The 19,563-nt window shown below is 50.2% G+C and carries 10 protein-coding genes; 4 read left to right on the top strand and 6 right to left on the bottom strand.

The annotated features are described in order from the left end of the window. Positions 1-60: 60 nt before the first annotated feature. Complete coding sequence (locus K6K13_RS07665) at positions 61-1,971, bottom strand: dipeptide ABC transporter ATP-binding protein (protein WP_222160248.1); 1,911 nt, start codon at positions 1,969-1,971, stop codon at positions 61-63. Positions 1,972-2,323: 352 nt separating this feature from the next. On the opposite strand from K6K13_RS07665, the gene moeA reads away from it, so the two are divergent. From moeA to K6K13_RS07650, 3 genes are all read left to right on the top strand, one after another. Then, a complete protein-coding gene (gene moeA, locus K6K13_RS07660) occupies positions 2,324-3,562 on the top strand; it encodes a molybdopterin molybdotransferase MoeA (protein ID WP_222160246.1) in 1,239 nt (412 codons plus the stop codon). Between the two features lie 2 nt (positions 3,563-3,564). After that, positions 3,565-4,347: a molybdopterin-synthase adenylyltransferase MoeB gene (gene moeB, locus K6K13_RS07655; protein WP_222160244.1), complete on the top strand. Its 783-nt coding sequence runs from the start codon at positions 3,565-3,567 to the stop codon at positions 4,345-4,347. 384 nt (positions 4,348-4,731) lie between these two features. Next, the gene (locus tag K6K13_RS07650) at positions 4,732-5,331 is read left to right on the top strand and encodes a nitroreductase family protein (protein ID WP_222160242.1); all 600 of its coding nucleotides are present in this window, start codon (positions 4,732-4,734) and stop codon (positions 5,329-5,331) included. A gap of 45 nt (positions 5,332-5,376) precedes the next feature. Here the strand turns inward: K6K13_RS07650 and K6K13_RS07645 are convergent, their stop codons facing one another. Beyond that, positions 5,377-6,267, bottom strand: coding sequence for a lipid kinase (locus K6K13_RS07645; protein ID WP_222161005.1), 891 nt, complete (start codon positions 6,265-6,267; stop codon positions 5,377-5,379). 347 nt (positions 6,268-6,614) lie between these two features. On the opposite strand from K6K13_RS07645, the gene K6K13_RS07640 reads away from it, so the two are divergent. Next, on the top strand, positions 6,615-8,066 hold the full coding sequence (locus K6K13_RS07640; protein ID WP_434064594.1) for a sensor domain-containing diguanylate cyclase: 1,452 nt from the start codon (positions 6,615-6,617) through the stop codon (positions 8,064-8,066). Here K6K13_RS07640 and K6K13_RS07635 read toward each other — a convergent pair. From K6K13_RS07635 to K6K13_RS07620, 4 genes are all read right to left on the bottom strand, one after another. Beyond that, complete coding sequence (locus K6K13_RS07635; RefSeq protein ID WP_222160239.1) at positions 8,063-8,974, bottom strand: AEC family transporter; 912 nt, start codon at positions 8,972-8,974, stop codon at positions 8,063-8,065. The genes K6K13_RS07640 and K6K13_RS07635 overlap by 4 nt on opposite strands. A 250-nt stretch (positions 8,975-9,224) precedes the next feature. Next, on the bottom strand, positions 9,225-9,392 hold the full coding sequence (locus K6K13_RS07630) for a YqaE/Pmp3 family membrane protein (RefSeq protein WP_222160237.1): 168 nt from the start codon (positions 9,390-9,392) through the stop codon (positions 9,225-9,227). 454 nt (positions 9,393-9,846) lie between these two features. Beyond that, a complete protein-coding gene (locus tag K6K13_RS07625) occupies positions 9,847-16,602 on the bottom strand; it encodes an Ig-like domain-containing protein (RefSeq protein ID WP_222160236.1) in 6,756 nt (2,251 codons plus the stop codon). Between the two features lie 601 nt (positions 16,603-17,203). Further along, positions 17,204-19,108, bottom strand: coding sequence for a collagenase (locus tag K6K13_RS07620; protein WP_222160235.1), 1,905 nt, complete (start codon positions 19,106-19,108; stop codon positions 17,204-17,206). Positions 19,109-19,563: the final 455 nt, after the last annotated feature.

The raw sequence follows: 19,563 nt of genomic DNA, 5'->3' as shown, positions 1-19,563 counted from the left end.
TGTGAGCAGATTAACGCGAGTCAAAAGTGTCATTGTGATCGTATCTCCCTGTATCCTCTGTCAATAAGCGCCCGCAATCGTATGGTGGGCCACATAGTGCCGTTCACCCACCTCGATCAGCGGTGCGATCGTTGGTTCATCGCCCAGCGCCCGAACAGGGCTGGGTATATCATCCGCCAGCAGTGCATGGCGGTGATGGCGGCGGCCCGGATCGGCGATCGGTACTGCTGCCATCAGTTTACGGGTATAAGGATGTTGAGGATTCTCAAACACCGCCTGACGCGGGCCGATTTCCACAATCTGCCCCAAATACATCACAGCAACGCGGTGACTAATACGCTCGACTACCGCCATATCGTGAGAAATAAACAGGAATGCGATACCGTATTCCTGCTGCAATTCCATCATCAGGTTGACGATTTGTGCCCGGATCGAGACATCTAGCGCTGACACCGCCTCATCAGCGATCACCACTTTGGGGTTTAGCGCCAGTGCACGCGCAATGCAGATGCGCTGCCGCTGCCCACCAGAAAACTCATGCGGATAGCGTCCGGCATGCTCTGGCAGCAGCCCCACCCGCTTGAGCAGTTGCGCCACCCGCACTTCAGCGGCCTGTTTATCCATCACCTTGTGGACCAACAGCGGCTCCATGATCGAGAACCCCACCGTCAGACGTGGGTCCAGCGAGGCATACGGGTCCTGAAAAATCAGTTGAATATTGCGGCGTATCCGGTGCAGCGCCTCGCTGCCCAGACCTTCAATGCGCTCATCGGCAAAGGTGATCGTGCCGCGCTGGCTCGGCACCAGTTGCAACAAAGCGCGCGCTGCGGTCGATTTTCCACAGCCAGACTCCCCGACCAGCGACAGCGTTTCGCCGGGGTAAAGATCGAAACTGATGTGCTCCACCGCATGTACCTGATGGGTAACGCGGTTGAGTATTCCCCGGCGCAGCGGAAATCGCGTGACCAGATCACGCACGTGCAACACGGGTGTCAATGGTTCGGGTCGACTTGCCGGTATCCGGCTGGCCGAGGCTTGCGGGACCATTACCTGCCCAGGGGCATCGCTGAGATGCAGTGAGAACGGTGCCGGTTCGCTACGCCCGCGCATCTCGCCTAACGTCGGTACTGCCGCCAGCAATGCACGGGTATACACATGCTGCGGCGTGGCAAATATCTCGCTCACGCCGGCGGTTTCGACACAGTGCCCGTTATTCATCACCAGCACGCGATCGGCCACTTCCGCTACCACGCCCATATCATGGGTGATGAAAATCACGGCCATCGCCATTTCACGCTGCAATAGCTGAATCAGTTGTAAGATTTGTGCCTGAATAGTGACGTCGAGCGCGGTGGTCGGTTCATCGGCTATCAGCAAGGTCGGTTTGCAGGAGAGTGCCATGGCGATCATGATACGCTGGCGCATGCCGCCGGAAAGCTGGTGCGGATAACGGCCCAGCACACTTTTCGCCTCCGGGATTCTTACCAGATCGAGCATGCGCAACGCCTCTGCCTTCGCGTCTCGCGCAGACATGCCCTGATGCAAGCGAATGGACTCAGCAATTTGCTCCCCCACCGGAAACACCGGGTTAAGCGAGGTCATTGGCTCTTGAAATACCATCGCCATGTCCGCACCGCGTAAACGACGCATCTCACGCTGGCTGGCGGTTGTGACATCCAGAATATGGCCATTACGACGGCGAAACAGAATCTCACCGTGATGAATATTGCCCCCCGCCTGCTCGATCAAACGCATGATCGCTAACGCCGTGACCGATTTACCAGAACCGGATTCACCAACGATCGCCAACGTCTCACCGCGAGCCACCGTTAACGAGAGATCGTGGATCACCGATACCGGCTCCCGCTGCGCGTGAAAACGCACGCCGAGTGACCGCACTGACAGAATCTGCTGTTCGGGCAGAATCAGTGTAGTATCAGTCGCTTCACGCACGGGCGCATGGGATATCATGAACGATGTCTCTCCTTGTTTTAACGTGCAGCGGAACCAGTCCGTATGAAAAACGGTTTTAGTTTTATTTAGCACACTGAGGGAGGTTTAGCATAAAACTGCCGTGCAATGAATAAAATATGTCTCTTATAACATTGCGTTACAGCACATAATCATTCCGTCTATACCTGTTCAGTATTAAAGCGTGTTACTCCCTGATGGTGCACTTTCCTGCCATAACCTTGACGTTGTCACGTTCACCCGCAGAGTGTTCTCTGACATAATAGCGATCACTTTGCTGGCGTAATCCCAGTGCACTGTATCGCGTTTTGCCCGACCTCCCGACGCAAAGATGTCGGCGAATGGAGTCATCATGGAAGCATTTACTTCAGGTTTACTCGCGCTTGAGCAAGCGCTGCAACGTATGCTGGCGCTGGTTTCACCGCTGGCGCAGACCGAAACCGTCGCGCTTGAGCAGGCTGCGGGCCGCATCACCGCCACCGACATTACCTCCCCTCTTGACGTGCCCGCCTTTGCCAATGCCGCGATGGATGGCTATGCCGTGCGCATGGCCGATCTGGCACAGGGTGATACACTGCTGCCCGTGGCGGGGAAAGCGTTTGCCGGTAATCCGTTTGTGGGTGACTGGCCCACAGGAAGTTGTATCCGCATCATGACCGGTGCACCGGTTCCGCCGGGGACAGAGGCGGTTATCATGCAGGAATACGCCGAAGCTGAGGCTAACGGCGTACGCTTCACGCACCCGGCGAAGGCGGGACAAAATATCCGTCTGGCAGGCGAAGACATTCAGCGCGGCGCGCGCGTCCTGGCAGCGGGCTGCGCATTGGGGGCAGCCCGTTTGCCGCTGCTGGCATCGCTGGGTGTGGCTGAGGTCACCGTAATGCGTCGCCTGCGCGTGGCGCTATTTTCTACCGGCGATGAGTTACAGCGTATCGGTCAGCCATTACAGGCAGGGCAAATTTACGACACCAACCGTTTTGCCGTGCGCCTGATGCTGGAAAAACTGGGCTGCGATATTCTCGATCTCGGCATTATCCGCGACGATCCGGCAGCCCTGCGCGACGCGTTTCAACGCGCCGACAGCGAGGCCGATTTGGTCATCAGCAGCGGTGGCGTTTCAGTGGGAGAAGCCGATTACACCAAACAGATTCTGGACGATTTGGGTAACATCCATTTCTGGAAGTTGGCTATCAAGCCCGGCAAGCCGTTCGCCTTTGGCAAACTGCGTCAGGCCTGGTTCTGCGGCCTGCCCGGTAATCCGGTCTCTGCTGCCGTCACCTTCTACCAATTGGTGCAACCGCTCATCGCGCGGCTTTCCGGCCACAGCCAGTGGCACTTCCCGCCGCGCCAGCGGGTGAAAGCGGCCTCGGCGTTGAAGAAAACCCCCGGCCGCCTCGATTTTCAACGCGGTATTGTTAGCCGAAATGATCTCGGAGAGTTGGAAGTCAGGGCCACAGGCCATCAGGGTTCGCACATTTTCAGCTCATTTAGCCTGGGTAACTGCTTTATCGTATTGGAAGCCGAGCGCGGTGCGGTCGCCGCCGGAGAGTGGGTTGAAATCGAACCCTTCAACGCACTGCTGGGAGAGTGAGTATGTCAACTACCGTCCCTGAAGCACCAGAGTGTGAGGATGCACTAAGCCACAGCGAAATGCTGCGCTACAACCGCCAGATCATGCTGAAAGGCTTCGATTTTGACGGGCAGGAAGCGCTGAAAGCGGCCAGCGTGCTGGTGGTGGGACTGGGCGGCCTGGGGTGTGCCGCAGCGCAGTACCTGGCGGCGGCGGGTACAGGGCAGTTGACGTTACTGGATTTTGACACCGTTGCGCTTTCCAACCTGCAACGCCAGATTTTGCACCGTGATGCACGTATTAATATGGCAAAGGTCACCTCTGCCGCGACAGAACTGGCCGCGATTAATCCCCATATTGTGCTGGAATGCATTAATGACGATCTGGCGGACGAGGCCTTACAGGCGCTGGTAACGCGCCATCAGGTGGTGCTGGATTGCACCGATAATGTGGCGATACGCGATCGCCTCAACCGCTTTTGTTTTCACAGCAAAACGCCGCTGGTTTCTGGTGCCGCCATTCGCATGGAAGGCCAGATCAGCGTGTTTACCTACGGTGAACAAGAACCTTGCTACCGCTGCCTAAGCCGACTGTTTGGTGAAAACGTGCTCACCTGCGCCGAAGCCGGGGTGATGTCCCCGCTGGTCGGTATCATTGGTGCCTTGCAGGCGATGGAAGCGATCAAACTGCTGGCGCATTTTGGCGAACCGGCAGTCGGTCGGCTGGTGTTGTATGACGCCATGACCACTCAATTTCGCACGATAACGCTACCCAAAAGTCCACACTGCGAGGTGTGCGGGCACTGATCGGGCTGCAGTAGCGCGGGTTCCCCCTCATCGGTTAAGCACATTTTTGCTTAGCAGCTATTCTTCTATGGTATTGAGTTATCAGACTTGAAGCTGTAACCCAAGGGTGCCAGAGTATCATCTACCCGTCATACTTCACGTTGCAGATGCGTTGGCTGCGCTCACTCACCCGAATCACTTACGTAAGTAAGCTCATCGGGATTGATGAATCTCATCCCTGAGATTCACCCTACGGGCCAGCGCAAGCGCTGTTCAAATCTGTTCCAGACAGATTTGTCATTCACTTGCCGCCTTCCTGCAACGCGAATTATTTAGGGTATGGATATTTTGCGCCAAGGTTGCAAAATAACATCCTGATGAGGAATGATTAGAGGGGAATAACGCATGAGCAACGCATTTTTGCAGGCTATCAAGGTTCGCCGTTCCATCTATGCTATCGGTTCACATTTGCCGATTTCTGAAGAAAAAATTACCGAAATCGTCACTACGGCAGTGAAACAAAGCCCGTCATCTTTCAACTCACAAAGTTCTCGCGTCGTGATCCTGTTCGGCACACAGCATAAGAAACTGTGGGATATCACCAAACATCAGCTCCAAAAAATCGTGCCCGCGGACGCTTTTGAGCCTACCGAAAAAAAACTGGCCTCGTTTGCAGCGGGCGCAGGAACCGTGCTGTTCTTTGAAGATACCGACGTTGTCGAGACCTTGCAAAAGCAGTTCGCGCTTTATGCTGACAACTTCCCTATTTGGTCTGAACACAGCACCGGTATTGCGCAGTTTGCCGTCTGGACCGCCTTGGCGCAAGAAAACGTCGGCGCATCACTACAGCACTACAACCCGCTGATTGATGACGACGTGAAAAAAGCCTGGAATTTACCCGCACAATGGAAACTGCGGGCGCAGTTACCGTTCGGCTCCATTGAGCAACCCGCCGGTGAGAAAACCTATATTGATGACGAAACCCGTTTCCGCGTCTTCAAATAAGGAATAAACCGCACTGACGTTCAGGGGCGTAGTTACGCCTCTGAATCAGCGCGGAGCAAACACCTCAATGGCTTTTTGTTCGATGGTAAAGTGCGCCGGTGTGCGACCAATCAGCTCACCGTCCGCGTTGATATCGTGCGGTCGCCGAGTGTTAAGTATCAGTTCTGTCGTGGAGAAGGCCCGCACCTGACGCCAACGCCCTTGAGTGCCACGACGTAAAAACGGGAGCAGCGCAATCATCTGCCACCAGTGGGTCACTTCAAGGCTATAGAAATCAAGCAGCCCGTCATCCGGCGCAGCGCGCTCTTCTACTGTCATACCACCGCCATAAAAACGCCCGTTACCCACCGAGATTTGCACCGTTCTGACACGCTCGGCCGTGCCTTCATGAACAATTTCCGCACGAAATGGCCGACTTTGTCGCAACAGCTTACAGGCAGCCAGCGCATAGCCGAGCGTTCCCCAGCGCTTTTTGGATTCAGCCGTCAGCTCACGCGCCAAAGCAGCAGAAAAACCAATACTGGATACGTTAAAGAACAGATGACCGTTCACCTTGCCTAAATCGACAGGCCGACGATGACCAGCAACGATCACCGCAATGGCGCGGTTCAGGTCGAAGGGGATATCCAGCGTGCGAGCAAAATCATTGGCCGTTCCCAGCGGTAGCACGCCCAGCGGCAACCCTGTAGCCACCAAGCCCGAAGCGGCCGCGTTCAGGCTGCCGTCGCCGCCCCCAACGATGACACTATCGACGCGATCGGCATAGTGCTCGATCAATTCGCTGTAGGTCATCGTTAGGTCTGCGCTGGGAACGATCACTCGCAGTCCCTGCGCCGTCAGCTGAGCCAACGCTTCTTTGCGTGCGCAGTCGCCCTTCCTTGATTTTTCATTAATCAACAACAAGGCCGTGGCGGGTTGCTGTTGGCTTGTCAGCATCGGCGGCATATTTGTTTTTCCCGTATGGCGTGCCTAAATAACCCTCGATTTAACCACAGGATAAATCGCTCACTCAACCCCTCTTGCCTAAGGTGACATTAGTCTACAAAACATGACATTGAATGGGCTTTCGACTTTCGCTTGAGCAACATTGGAGGACGCGCAAGAGAAATGACACGCCTGTTTGCCGTTTTGTCAGGCGACTGCTTAACTTCAGTTAGCTGCATCTATCATCTTGATGCATAATCAGCGGCGTCCTTCACTCCCGCACAGAACACTATGAGGGTACAGCTTTGCGTGTAGATCTAATGACAAGCGCTGTATGGTTAAATAAAACACGAGCAGCCATGTTGTTCACTGTCATGCTACTGACCGCATTTCTGATCATCAGTTGGACCAGCTTTAAAGTGGCTCAACAATCCCTAGAAGCGGAGATCAAAGAAAATACCCTGCCGCTCACCAGTGACAATGTCTATTCAGAAATTCAGCAGGACCTGCTACGCCCTATTTTTATCTCCTCGCTGATGGCGCACGATACCTTCGTGCGCGACTGGGTGTTGGAGAATGAATCCGACCCGCAAGCCATGATCCGCTATCTGCGTGAAATCGATAATCGCTTCGATACCATTTTTTCCTTTTTTATTTCTGACAAAACCAAACGTTATTACGATCCGCAGCGGATTTTAAAAACCATGTCTGAGAGCGTTCAAGAAGATCAGTGGTATTTTCAGGCGCGCGAACTTTCGGATGAGCATCCTTATCTGATTGACGTGGGGCACGATCCGGAAAAACGCGACCGCCTCGATATATTTATCAATCACAAGGTCAAAGACTACAACGGTAATTTTATCGGTATTGCTGGCGTCGGGATTTCGGTTGAAAAGGTTAAACATCTGATTGAAAAATATCAGGAGCGTTATCGTCGAACCATCTATTTTACCGACAAGAGCGGCCAGGTGGTGCTACACGGTGATGATTTTCGCCATGCGCTAAACATCCACCAGCAGCCGGAATTATCCCCTCTTGCCACTGCCATTTTGACCAATCCAGGCGGCAGCTATCAATATGACGACGACGGTCCGGTATTTCTCAATACGCGCCTGATTCCCGAATTTGACTGGTATTTGATGATCGAACAACGTAGCCACCCCAGTGAGCATCGACTGTGGATTACGTTGATGAAAAATCTGGGTGTCAGCCTGGCGGCAAGTCTGCTGTTTCTGTTTTTGCTGTGGTTGACCATCGGCGGCTACCAGCGTCGCCTCGAACGCATGGCTACCACGGATAAACTGACTGGCGTGATGAATCGACAGGCATTTGATTATTTTTTCAAACGTCTGCGTGCCATGCGATTTACTCATCGTAACCCCATGTCAATCCTGATCCTGGATATCGACCATTTTAAACGGGTTAATGACGCCTATGGCCACGGCGTGGGTGATTTGGTGCTGCAAAATATTGCACAACTTCTACTTCAAGCGATCCGCAGTTCCGATCAGGCCTGTCGTTGGGGCGGCGAGGAGTTTGTGGTGTTGCTGGATGACTGTACGCTGGAGAATGCGCTGCAACGGGCGGATATTCTGCGCCGGGCAGTGGAAATCGCCGAAGTGTCATACCAAAAAGAAAAAATCCACATCACCATCAGCGTGGGCGTCACCCAGTATCGCGAAAATGAGAATCTGGACACCTTTATCAATCGCGCCGATATTGCACTGTATCGCGCCAAACAACTTGGCCGCAATCGGGTAGAAAGTGCGGACAACAACGCAGAGCGCCATCGCCGCACCCCAACGCTTTAAAGCTGCATACTGGTCAGCAGCACGGTCATGATAACAATGCTTATCATGATCGATGCCGAGTTGGCAAAGCTGGCGACCACAGATAAATTGCCGCTAAAGCGCGACGTAAATATCGGTGACAACGAAGAAAGCGGCGCAAACACCACCACCGCCAACACCTGACGGATCTCCAACGGCAGGGGCGTGAAGAAATAGAACAAACAGGCAAACGCCGCCGCGGAACCGTAGCGCAGCAACAAAATGGTCAACACGTGTTTTAACTGCGAGCGTTCGATATTGATTTCAAGCAGCATACCAATAATCAGCATGGCGACAAAGGGGTTCGCATTGCCCAGCGTGGAAACCACCAGGGTTATCTGCGGCGGCAAATGCCATCCCATCAACGCGGCAATCATCAGGAACACATAGACATCAAACGGCACGGATGAAAACAAGCGTTTGATAATGTTGAGCCAACCGGAACTTCTGCCGGTTGCGGCAGACGCCGCGGCAAAGCTTCCCCCGGTGCAGATGACCGAGTTTCCGGCGTCAAACAGGCAGGTGGCCACAATGCCAACCGGCCCGAGAAAACTCTGCACATAGGGCAATGTAAAACAGCCAATGTTATAACCGGGCGAGTTGATCATGTAATACGCTTTCAGCCCTTCCGGGCGACGGCGGCCAATTATATAGCCAACCCCTAACAAAAGCAGATTACAGCCAAGCCCAAACGCCACCAAAATCAACAGCGAGTGATCGACCTGAAAACTGGCAAACCCCGTGATAACGGCGGCTGGCAACGTAAAATTCATCATCAGCTTGGACAGCGCCGTTCCCGTTTCCGGCTGTAACACCCCACGCCGTTTTAATTGATAGCCAATGATAATAACCAGAATAAATGAAAATGCTTTTATCAGAACATCAACCATCTCTTATCCCCAAAAACAGACCGCACCGCATCAGACTTGAGCAGGGCTAAATGCAGCAGCAGTGAAGGCGTAACGATACCATTCTCCGCTATGCCAGTAATGAGGGATATCATGACAATCGCATGTGATCAGCACAAAAAGGCCAGATACGTCAACGATCGGCATCACAGCGATGCTAAAAGCAGCAAATGCTCTTTAATGAAACACCACGGCACGCCGTGGTGTTGGTGAATACCCGCGATGCAGGCGATCAACGCGTTTCAGGTCGGGTCTGCACCCAGAATGCGTGAATCAAACCCGGAATATAGCCCAGCAATGTCAGTATGATATTAAGCAAAAACGCCAGCCCTACCCCTTTCCCTAATAACACACCCAACGGCGGAAGAAGAATGGTTAACACAATACGCCAGAATCCCATGGTTACCTCCGCTATACGTCAAAAGGAACGCGTCACCCGTTCCTTTTGAGCCTAGTACAAAGTAAATACACTGACAATAATCATGCTTTCCGACACTCGAGTCGTGATAAAAATAACCACTTTATTGGTGCGCATTTATGACTACGGGTTATTAGTGTTATCGAAAATGACGCTCTTATGCGCATTGGCAAGGCTATCGCCCCCCAGCCATGCACTGCTAATGAGATTAAAACTCTGACTTATCCCGCCGAAATGAATCTGATAAGACGCCGTAAAGGCGGCTTGATGGTCAGTCCAGCAATTTTCTCTGAGTGTAGGTCCATGTTCTAATAGCACCTGATTACGGACATAATTGAGAGACGAACTGGTTAATCTGGCTGTTTCCTGATTTTCGTTATAGCCATCAATGCCAGTAATAATCACCAGAGTCATCGGGGATAATAGCGTTTTACCGCTAAAATCCCCGCCATAAAAGATAATCTCCCCCCCCACCACGCCACTCAGTATTTGCAGCAAGCCAGGTTGCTCTGCAGTAACTCGTAGACTCATTGGTGGAAGTCTTGACTGTGCCGACTCGGGCCAGCCCTATCACAAAATTTTTAACATCGGCAATGCCAGCAGAGGCAATCGTCACCGTCTTGGTGAACTCCGTCTTCAAGGCTCCCGTCCCCTCAGCCACCACAGTGAGCGTCGCCACTTTACCCCAGAAATTCGGCGTTGGTGAAATTGTCATGAGTTGAGGACCATTAAGCGACGTTGTGGTTTGTTGTGCCAATACCGCCCCAATGGCATCTTTTAGATAAATGTTGACACTCCGGGTTGCACTAAACTCATTGGCGTTATCCACACTCCAGGGGACTGACATGCTGTCATCAGTAAACAACGGGCGCCAGGCACCACTAGTATTACTGCTCCCGCGGGAAATGTAGGATACCGTGCCGACACTCAGTAAGGGGCGGGAGAATACCAAGACATCGTGGTAACCCGTACTGGCATGATAAAAATCGTTTGCCAGTACACTGAGGGTAAGACGGGTTTGGCCTTTACTCACAGCGCCCTGAACAACGCCCGCCTCAGATAGATTTATTACAGCACTGTTGCTGGATTGCCAGAGGGTATCAGCGTCCGAAGGCACCGCTTGCTCCGGAGTCTGAAGCGTAAAGTCCTCTTCATCCGTCGTGCTCACTTCTGCTGTTGCAAAATGGATACTCAACGTTCCCTTATCCAGGATATAGACGACTGAAACTTCACTGGGTCTGAACTGTTCCGTTTCCTGCGTCCTCACCGTTATCAGAGTATTGCCAGGACGCACGGCAGTAAGGATCCCCTCGCTGTTAACGGTCACCACCCCCGTATCATTACTGCCATATTGTGCTATCAACATGGCCTCTGCATCCGGATTATCAAATCGTGCAACAACGGAATGGGTTTTACCGTCAGACCAGGTCGCATTGATCGGAGCGCCGTCGCCAGCGCTGATCTGCGGATCGGCTTTTGCCACGCTCAGCCGGTAGCTTCCCAGCGCGGGGTTGTATTGCGCATTGCCCGGCATATAGACTGAAATTGTCGTTTCCCCTGATTTCAGCAGAGTAACAATCCCCGTTGAGCCATCAACGACTGCAACCCCTTCATCGGTGCTAGACCACTGTTGCGGCATGCCATCTGGCAGTCCCTCAACAGGTTGAGATGCGGTGAAATTCCGCGTAAAGACCACCTGCTGATTCGCATTTGCAAAACGCAGTTCAGGCGTCACAGCACCAACGACAATAGTGATACCAGCACCGATTGAGATACCGTCTGCCTCGGCCGTTAGCGTTACCTGCCCTTTAGCCATTGAGGTTGCTTGCGACTGGTAGCTACCATTGCCATTATCGGTTACCGCACCGATCGTGAAGCCGCTCAACGCCTCCGCGCCACTGATCGTCACGACCTTACCAGAAATGGGATTATTGTATTGATCTGCGAGAATGACGGTCAGGTTGGCAGCGTCGATACCGTCAGAGCCCAGCAGGGCTCTGTCACTACTGAACGTTGACCGAGTGTCATCTATGGCTCCGGCGATCACTGTCACCGGCTCGGCTTGCAGGCTGTTCTCCTCATCCAGATGTACCGTCATACGCAATACACCTGCCGTCTGGCTCTGCACCTGCGTGGTGGCTAATCCGTTCTCATTGGTGCGAGACGTTGGCGCAAAGCCATTTGCCTGCCCGCTCAAGTGCCATGAGACAACCACCCCAGCCAGCACATTGCCATGCGCATCCGTTACTCGCGCGCTGTAGGTCACGCCCTGTGCATCTCCGGCGGTAAAACGGGTGGTGTTCGCTGTAACCTCAGAAAGGCGCCAACTGCTGGTGTCACCCGTTACGGACAACATTCTGCTTTCGCTAAATGCCGAACCGTTGACCATTATGGACAGTAATGCGTCACCCGCACGCTCGCCAGACACCGTGATGCGGTAATCTCCATCAGACACTTCATGACTCGCCCCCAGGCTTACCGCATTGTTATCGCTGACTCCGCTGACTGACTGTCCCGCTAATGCATTACCGTGTTTGTCTCGCAGTAACAGACACAGCGTAGCCGTTGTCTGGCCCGCAATGATGGTCGCAGGTTCAAGCTTTAATTGAGAACCGGGTTCATCCGCTGCCGCTGCGCTAAACATCACATCCGGGGCCGCAGTTGCCCCTGACGGCAGGATGGCGCTTACCTGCGCCGTGCCAACCAGCAGGCGTGTAAGCGTTACCGAGGCACTGCCGTTATCGTCAGTGTGTGTCATCGGCGCGTCCAACGCGCTACCTTCATTGGCGCTCCAGGTAACCGGTATTCCGGCGCCAAGTGCATTTCCGTGACCATCCACTAAGGTAGCCGTGTAAGTCACCCGCTCTCCCACCACTGCTGATGTCGGAGTGACGACTATTTCACCCTGTATAGCAGCGGTACTGTTATCCGCCTTCACGGTGAGACTACCTTGTTGATTGAGAGTGACACCGTCAACGACTGCCGATACCGTTGTCATGCCAGCGCGATTGCCGGTGACCATAGCGATATACACACCGTTGGCGACTTCAGTGAACATCCCGGTAGACATCAACAGTTCGGGCGTGTAGGTCAGCGTGATCCGATCGCTGAGATTCCCCAGCAGATTACCTTCAGTATCCCGCACCACAATCCGCACGGTAGCCTGCTCCAGTGCGGCCACGATGGTGCCAGGGGTGACCATAAGCAGCGACCTGTCTGCCGCAACCGCACCCGCACTGAAAGTCACCAGACTATCAGCCGTAACCGGCTGCGCTCCGCCTAACACCGCGGAGACGGTACTCTGCCCAGCCTGGGTGCTAGTCAATGTGATTTCCGCTCCCCCCTCCTGATTAGTATGGCTAAGTGGAGAGGCCAACGTTCCAAGCGAACTTTGCCAGCCCACCGCAACACCTTCCAGTGCCGTATTGCCATTTTGATCTTGCACCTGCGCCCGCAACCTGATGGTCTCAATACCGTCCGCTTTAGCGGTGGTCGAACCGATCACTGTCACTGAGGCCAGCAGCGCAGTACTTTGGTTAGCCAATAGCCCCAACTTAGCCTGCTTGACGACGTCGTTACTGGTTGCATTCAGCGTCCAGCTGCCTTCCTGCCTGCCAGTAACCAGCGCCTGATATACGCCGCCCCCCAACTCGGTTGCACTAAATGTAATACTGGGTTCATCCGAGGCCCAGCGCACTGTCTGACCCAGTACCGGGTTATCCCAGGTGTCTCTCAGTGTGAGTTGCGCAGTGGCAGCACTTGTGCCATCAGCCGTTATCGACTGCGGATGAACCGTTAACCCACTGAGTTCAGCCACAGCCCCCCCTGATGCGAACTGCACCTGCGTATTGTCGCTGTTACCGTTAAACAGCAATGCAGTCACCTCGGTCGTGCCAGCTTGAGTGCCTGACAACATGACCGACGCATTTCCCACCCCATCCGTCTGTGCCACCGTTGCGTTAAGCTGATTATTGCTGCTACGCCAGGCAATACTGGTCTCGGGTACCGGGTTGTTATGCCCATCAACTGCCGTTGCCGTTAACATCACCCCACTTCCGCCAGCAATGGCCGTGGGGGATGCCGCACGTAACGACACGGTTGCACTATGCGTATCAGCCAGCGCATTAAGTGGCAACCTTTGCGTCTGCCCATTATCCAACGTCGCTCGAACTTGGATCGCGCCCGCCTTGAGCGTCGTTAAGGTTGCAAAGACGTGTCCTTGCTCATCGGTTTGCCCTTGCGTTGGCGTAATAGTGGCTTGATTGTCAGCATCAAAATTGACGCTGACTCGCTCTAATGGATTGCCTTGCGTATCTTCAACCCTGACAGTGACCGTAGCGCGATCGGTTGTCCCAGCAACCAGCGTTGGCCGATCGCTCGTCAAAAGCGCGATCGTGCCATTGTTGAGATCCCCATCGAACGTAATCGGGGACGCCGTGTGTGTCGACGCATTGCTGGAAGCCGTCACCGCGACGGCAAACGCCTGGGTGCTGGTAATGCTGGTTTGTGCAATCCCATCCGCATTTGTGCTGCTTTGGCGCTGACTGAAACGTACCTGGTTGCTATCCCGGTCTGAATGCCAATCCACCACCACGTTGGACAACACGTTCCCATTGCTGTCCTCAACGTTGGCACTGAAGATCACCGGGGTGCGGCCATCCGCAATATAAGGACCTGATGCGGGTGTGACAGCGACGACCTGCGCTGAGGCATTGTTCCCGATAAAGACGGTCTCTTTCGTCGTCTGCTGTCGATTGACTTCCGCGGTTACCCGAGATATGCCCGCTACCGTGCTAAGAAGCGTCGTCTCAACGCGACCCTGAGCATCGGTGTTCACTGATGATGCCGCCACAACCGCACCGTTATCAGCGCTAAACCCTACGGCAATATTTGCCACTGGATTTCCTTGTACATCATTCACTTGAGCGCGAATGGTTTTCAGCGTTTTGCCATCCGCTATGCTGATTTCGGGCAGAACTGACAGATCGGCATCCGCGATATGAGCCGTGCTGCTATCAGACACAAAATGAATGTCAGCCCGTCGATTACTGTCGCCCACCGTTGCAGTAAGCGAACTGCTGCCAGCCCGAATGCTGGTGACCAACACCGTTGCCTCTCCATTACTGTCCGTCAACACACTCTCGGCAACAATCGCTTGGTTTGTCGCTTGCAGGCTGACGCGCACGTTTTGTACGCGGTTCCCCTGCGCATCAGAAACAATCAGATGAACGCTATTCTGTGCATTTCCATCGGCAAGGGCACGGTCGTCTACCACGTTCATCGCTTCGATACGCGCGGTGAGGCTATTCGCTACCACTGACACGTTGGCGGAGGCAAAACGGGTGCCACGCGCTGATGGCGTGATGGTAAACGCCTCTGGGTATGTCCCAGCAGTCAGGGTAGCAATGTACTCACCGGCTGTTTGACGAATGAAGGGCGTTAAGAGGGTGTCGCTGCTTGCACGATTGATTCCTACCCGCTCCACGCTGATTTCGCTGTCTGAGATATCAACCGGAGTCCCCTCGCGATCGTTGATGTTGAGTACCAACTGTTGTTGCGCGGTGCCATCGGCGGGAAGGCTGATATTTTTTGGCGTTAATGTGCTGCTCTCTGCGTAAATAGCTGCCTGAGTGACCAAAATCTGGGTATTGGTCCGCGAGGATTGATTGCCGCGCTTGTCCACTGCTACGCCAGTAATGATATAGCTGTTACCCCCCTGAGGGGATTGATAATGAGGCAGTATTACGCTGTAATCATCATTACTTTCAGGCACAATGAGCCCACCAGCAGCCATTAGCTTCGGCGTAGACCAGTCAATGCGGGCTAATCCGTATTTACTCTCCACCGTGACATGCAGTGATTTTTTCTCCCTGGCAAAACCAGTAACCAAATTGGCCGTTTGCAGAGAAATAACATCGTTCTTGCGATATTCCAGGATGATATTGTTATTGCGATCGACCAGATCATAACGACTGCCAGCCAACTGACGCATCGCGCCTACTGCATCTGGATCGATTTGCTGGCGCCAGGGCACGCCTAAACGGTAATTCAGTTGTACGCCTAAACTCGCATCACTTTCTCCCGCCTTGCCTCTGCGTTGTTCTGCATTGAACGTAGCGAGAGGAAATGGCGTGTAGTTCACTCCAGCGGTAAAAGCGTATGGATCGCGCTGACGATTGTTCTTACCAAACAGCGCAACGTCATTGCCATAATATTGCTCAAAGGTCAGTGCACCTCCCCATTGCGGCAATGCAGGTAGCCATCCTTGTGCTCGGACATCCCAACCACTCGCAGGACGCTCCTGAAAATCAGCAAAGTCGGGGGAGTCTTTCCAGCCTGTCAGGCGATGATAGCTGTTAGCACCCAATTTCATAAAATCACGCCAATATTCAATTCCGACGCCCATACGCGCGTGGTCTCGTGATAAGTCGTAATCAAGAAAGGTATTGCCACCCAGCATCCAATCATCATTGAACCAGCGTAGGCCGAGACCCACGTTTGACTGAGTGCGATCGTCGGTACGGTGCAGGCTACCTTGCGTAAAAACCAATTTGTCAGGTTCCTCGTATAAAGGAACTAACACGTCAACCTGAGAATTCTTGAGGTTCAGATTTTCATCGGCATTGAGTTGCACTCGAGCAGTACCAAACTGACTGAGCCACTGTTGGATGTGCGCATTTGCTTCGTTAGTGACCATTCCTCGGGCCAGTGAAGAGGCCGCATCGCTGCTTTTATTGTGAGATAACTGCGACCCCGTCTGGGATGCGAGACCCGCTATTTTCTTGACTTGTGTATCATCTTGCTTGAGTGGGGCAGGCGTTGCCCTTTGCCCGGACTCGTGCCATTGCACTGGCGGCAGTGGCGCTAATGGAACCTCTAGTTTCTCACCAGGTTGTAACTGTTCAAAATCGCGCGCATACGTACGAAACTGGTTAAGTTTGCGCAATTCATCCAGGCTTATATTGAATTTCTTCGCCACTGAGGCTGTCGTTTCACCGGGTGACAGCACGTAATCCTGAGTTTGCAAACCACTTTGGCTTGCAGGCCTTTGCAAAAAGCGCAACTCATCGTTAGCCGTGACAATTGATGGTGTTAGGGTGGCCGACAAAAGGAAACAGGCATGAAAAGCCAGTTGTAACCAGACAAACGCCTTTAAACGTAATACCTTAGGCTGCGTATTAATTATTTCCATTGTCGACACCAATTTAATTATACATTATTCGGCCTGACCACATGAATATGACACTATTACCTTTCGCTTTGCATTCACGAAAAAAAATAACAAACTGAGATAATTAATTATGTTGCAGAGTTTTCTGAATCACCACTTATCACGCAAACTTTAGGAATAGGCGTTCAAACAATGTTCACCGAACACGGCTCATGAAAGCCCGTAAGCCAGCGCAATCTCGGAGTTCTTATACTGACTCACTTCACAATCACCCACGATCATTGTGGTTATAGTGGCTATCCAATGCTTCATTTATTCATGACTCAGATCCTACTAAATTGGTTATTTTCACTGATCATTTTGGTGCTTTTATACTTGACGATATACTTGCTGATTGATTTTTTGCAGAAAATCAATGACTAATACCTATAAGTGAAAGATATTTTCTGAATACTGCAATGAAGTCTTTGAAATCAAAAAGAGCAGAAACACTGTTGTTCATAAAATCACGTTGATGTATAGCAACTAGGTTGTGTCAGTCTTATTAACGCGTAATTACGCGACAGAGAGACACAACCTAAAACATCATTAATTTCACATTTTATTTAATCATTGAATTAAATCATCTGCGAGTAGAGTATCTATTTATACTGGTTGAATGGTTAGACTGTTGATTTAGCCAATAATAAAACTCCTCGTTGTATTTTTGGCCAAAGTTTTTTAAAACTCTAGAATAAGAAGGTTTATCACCGCTGGATCCAATTTCTTGTCTTAGGGAGCGAACTAATTCACCGCGAACAGAACGCATTTGTGGTGAACTGTCGAGGAATTTTTGCACGAAATATGGCCAGGCGTATAATCTCTCGCTATGTCCATTAGCAGAAAAACCATCTATATCAATTGCTTGAATTAAGCTAGGTCTGTTTTCTGGTGGACAATTCATTAAAACACTTTCTGCATATTCATTTTTTTTCCCATGCGATAGATACTCTGCCAAACCTTCGCTCCACCATGTAACCTCCTCTGAGGGATACATATTAGCATCACCATACTTGTTATATTTACCATCAAGATAATGAACAATTTCATGTCCAAAATTATGGATATTGTTGTCTTTCATATAAACAAAAATACGTGGCTGATTATTAGGGTTTTTAGAATCCCCTTCAATATAAACACCGCCATTATTTGTGTCTATACGGAAAGGATAGTTACCATATCGATGATAGTGATCTTTATTCTTCATCACTATAATTTCCAATGGTTTTGAATTATCATCTCTTACGCGTTTTTCCCCGAATGATTCGTGAAAATTCTTTAGAACTTTAGTTGCTATAACATTTAGTTTGTTTTTCTCTTCATTATTAAAATGATAAGAAGATTGTATTCTGTATCCGCTATTAAGTTTGAAATCATGCGGGATAAATTCTTTTTCTAAAATAGGTTTCAAAAAACCAGAAAACACGGACGAGTTGTTTTTTTCAGAATGTCTCCCAGTATCTTCTAAATATTTAGTCAAAACAACATTAATTTCCTCACGCAAATCACTTTTGGCGGGCAAGGAGTTATATTTTTTCAATATTTCACCTAAATTAAAATCAATGTTTTTTTGTGTTTCAAAACTAACTTTAGGGTTGTTTCTCTTCTCAGAATTGATGATGGATGACAGTACATCCAAGGCACAGCGAATATGATAAAGAGGGAAATTATTTTTTTTGGAATTGACTATATTTAAAGATTGACTGACAAGCTTAAATAAATTTTTCTCTATCGCACCCTTACTCTTAGATAATATCTGGCTATCTAGTGAACCAGGCCTTATATGATAAATTAAATTTAGTAACTTCCCAGTGTTAACTGAGAATTCATAATTATCCAATAATTTCTCTTGGTTTAAAACATGATATTCCAATATTGCATTGAGACTTTTATAATTTATAGTAGGATTATCCCCTTTTGAATTATTCTTGGTCATCTCTATCATCGCGCCTACCCAAGAACTTGTTAAACCTGATAACGCTTTATCAGGTTCATTTGATATGCCATGAAAATTATTATATGTTTTAGCAAGATAGTCTCCTATTTTGCTTAATGTTCTAGACACAATAATGTTGTCGCTTTTCCAATATGGACCTGATGTATCAACTCTATGATAAAAACTTTCAATATATTTTGACAACAAACCAAGATCACGTTTGTTTATCTCTGGCTCGAGCATTAATTTATTAATAATTTTAATTGAGGCTGTTAATGTTTGTTTAGAGTGTTGATAACTTGTTTTTAAGAATAATTCTTTTTCATCATGAAGATCTTCCATTAATTTTTTTTCTAATACGGTAAACTTCATTTTACTTTGAAGAGAATTTGAATATATTGACGGGATGTATTTCCCAACTTCATTTTCGACACTTGAATGTCTTTTTTTCTCGAAAACAGTTTCATTTTTTTTATTCCTTACATTAGTCATCTCATCAAACAATACATTTGAATGATGATTATAACCGACACCACTTAAATTTACTGACATAAACAACAATCTCCATTTAATTACAAATAACTAATAGCGTCATAGCACTTCTAGCAATTATGCATATATCTATTTTTCAAGTCATGCATTAAAATTAAAACTAATATTTATTGAACACTCCTTATTAACGTTAATAATTTAAGTATAAACCAACAACACCCACTGTTTGATAGTTAGAAAAAAAGTCTAAACAGAAGACATATCGATGAATTTCGATATTTACCAGTAGATTCATCCAAGTCTACTTTTAATAACCACTAAACTTAAACAGTTATATACCCACCCATAGTTGAAAAAATAATTCAGTTATTTCTATTTCACTCATTATTTAATATAAATAACCCCTATAAAATCAGCTAAAAACCTTATTTTTGTTATTATAGAGACTTTGTTAAATGATGAAAAACCAAGTCTTGACAAAAACAAAATGGTATAAAATGGTCACAGGCATCGGG

Origin of the sequence: Symbiopectobacterium purcellii (genome assembly GCF_019797845.1) — a bacterium.
GTDB lineage: Bacteria > Pseudomonadota > Gammaproteobacteria > Enterobacterales > Enterobacteriaceae > Symbiopectobacterium > Symbiopectobacterium purcellii.
Note: the sequence above shows the minus strand (reverse complement) of the source record. Positions and strands in the feature narration are given on the sequence as shown.

Excerpts from the sequence above, each read along its gene's own strand:
- K6K13_RS07665 (WP_222160248.1), bottom strand. The coding sequence starts at position 1,971 with ATGATATCCCATGCGCCCGTGCGTGAAGCGACTGATACTACACTGATT.
- moeA (WP_222160246.1), top strand. The coding sequence starts at position 2,324 with ATGGAAGCATTTACTTCAGGTTTACTCGCGCTTGAGCAAGCGCTGCAA.
- moeB (WP_222160244.1), top strand. The coding sequence starts at position 3,565 with ATGTCAACTACCGTCCCTGAAGCACCAGAGTGTGAGGATGCACTAAGC.
- K6K13_RS07650 (WP_222160242.1), top strand. The coding sequence starts at position 4,732 with ATGAGCAACGCATTTTTGCAGGCTATCAAGGTTCGCCGTTCCATCTAT.
- K6K13_RS07645 (WP_222161005.1), bottom strand. The coding sequence starts at position 6,267 with ATGCTGACAAGCCAACAGCAACCCGCCACGGCCTTGTTGTTGATTAAT.
- K6K13_RS07640 (WP_434064594.1), top strand. The coding sequence starts at position 6,615 with ATGTTGTTCACTGTCATGCTACTGACCGCATTTCTGATCATCAGTTGG.
- K6K13_RS07635 (WP_222160239.1), bottom strand. The coding sequence starts at position 8,974 with ATGGTTGATGTTCTGATAAAAGCATTTTCATTTATTCTGGTTATTATC.
- K6K13_RS07630 (WP_222160237.1), bottom strand. The coding sequence starts at position 9,392 with ATGGGATTCTGGCGTATTGTGTTAACCATTCTTCTTCCGCCGTTGGGT.
- K6K13_RS07625 (WP_222160236.1), bottom strand. The coding sequence starts at position 16,602 with ATGGAAATAATTAATACGCAGCCTAAGGTATTACGTTTAAAGGCGTTT.
- K6K13_RS07620 (WP_222160235.1), bottom strand. The coding sequence starts at position 19,108 with ATGTCAGTAAATTTAAGTGGTGTCGGTTATAATCATCATTCAAATGTA.